The following is a 1,235-nucleotide window of genomic DNA, read 5'->3' as shown; positions in this document are numbered from 1 at the left end:
TGATCTGCTCCCCGAAAACTGGATCACCGGACGTTAGAGTTTTCCGCTGAGATTTCCCTGGCTGGGAAGGAGCGGAAACCATGAAGGCATCGGCTTTCTCGGACGCCCAAAAGGCGTTCATTCTGAAGCAGGGCGCCGACGGCGTGCCGGTGGCGGAGATCTGTCGACGGGCCGGGATCAGTCCGGCGACCTACTTCAACTGGAAGAAGAAGTACGACGGTCTGCTGCCGACGGAGATGAAGCGGCTGAAGCAGCTCGAGGACGAGAACGGTCGGTTGAGGAAGTTGGTCGCCGACCTCTCGCTCGACCGGGAGATGCTGCAGGACGTGATCCGGCGAAAGCTCTGAGGCCTGGTCGCAAGCGCGAGCTGGTGGCGGGCGTCTGTGGTGACTGGGGTGTGTCGATCCGGCGGGCTTGCCGGGTGCTGGAAATGGACACCTCGAGCTTTCACTACAAATCCCGCCGCCCCGACCAGGCCGGCCTCGAAGCCCGCATCAAGGCGATTTGCGAGACGCGCGTGCGCTACGGCTATCGCCGGGTGCATGTGCTTCTCCAGCGCGAGGGCTGGAGAACAAACATCAAGAAGACCCACAGGATTTACAACGCCTTGGGCCTTCAACTGAGAAATAAGACGCCCAAGCGGCGAGTGAAGGCCAAGCTCCGGGAGGACCGTATTGAGGCCACGCGGCCAAACGAAACCTGGGCCATGGATTTTGTCCACGACCAGTTGGCGACCGGCCGCAAGATCCGCATTCTGACCGTGGTGGACACCTTCTCGCGCTTCTCGCCGGTGATCGATCCCCGATTCACCTACCGGTCTGAAAACGTCGTGGAAGCGCTCGACAGGGCCTGCGCAAAGCTCGGCTATCCAAAGGCGATCAGGGTCGATCAGGGCACGGAGTTCGTCTCCCGCAACCTTGACCTATGGGCCTACGCCCATGGCGTCACCCTGGACTTCTCTCGTCCGGGCAAGCCCACGGACAACGCCTTTATCGAAGCCTTTAACGGCCGCTTCCGGGCCGAGTGCCTGAACGCCCACTGGTTCCTGACGCTTGCCGACGCGGCCGAAAAGTTGGAGGGTTGGCGCAGATACTACAACGAGGATCGGCCCCATGGGGCCATTGGCAACAAGACGCCGATCACGCTGATGAATCCGGGTGACATAGCCAGCCTGTCACCCTGACTCGGGCCGGAAAACTCCAGCCTCGGATGCTCCAGAAAACGGGGGCGGATCA

General features: G+C 61.5%; 1 protein-coding gene. It reads left to right on the top strand.

Features of this window, described 5'->3' with window-relative positions; genetic code table 11:
• The first annotated feature begins 80 nt into the window (after positions 1–80).
• A protein-coding gene (locus EGK63_RS16190) for an IS3 family transposase (protein ID WP_090563055.1) occupies positions 81–1,183 on the top strand; the annotation gives its coding sequence in 2 pieces (ribosomal slippage) (positions 81–342 and positions 342–1,183; 1,104 coding nt in all).
• Positions 1,184–1,235 lie beyond the last annotated feature (52 nt).

The organism is Brevundimonas sp. 357 (assembly GCF_003938605.1).
Classification (GTDB): domain Bacteria; phylum Pseudomonadota; class Alphaproteobacteria; order Caulobacterales; family Caulobacteraceae; genus Brevundimonas.
This window is presented reverse-complemented; position numbering and strand designations above follow the sequence as displayed.